This is a genomic window from Pseudomonas sp. AC463, assembly GCF_979253585.1.
The window spans coordinates 1-238 of record NZ_CEEDDZ010001133.1 but is presented as its reverse complement, the minus strand read 5'-3'; the positions used below and the strand labels follow the sequence as shown (position 1 = coordinate 238).

1 protein-coding gene is annotated in these 238 nt (G+C 65.1%); it reads right to left on the bottom strand.

Annotated elements, in window-relative coordinates:
- A partial coding sequence (locus AC0IYH_RS33840) for a phosphatidylserine decarboxylase (RefSeq protein WP_471838840.1) occupies nt 1-238 on the bottom strand: 238 nt, incomplete at both ends.

Below are 238 nucleotides of genomic sequence, written 5' to 3'. Positions count from 1 at the left end.
CGAGTTCGCCGACGAGTTCGCGGGGGATGGCGACGCGCTGGATCATCGTCACCAGCCCGTCGGCGGGCGCGACGATCAGGTCTTCGCCTTGTGGTGTGGTGCGGATGGGGTCCCGGAAGAAAGCGGCGACCCAGATGGTCAGCCCGACCAGGGGCCAGAACAGAACGTTGGAGACGATCGTCAGCAGCAGCGTGATCCCGGTAGAAATCGCGACGTACTTGCGACCTTCCGGGTGGAC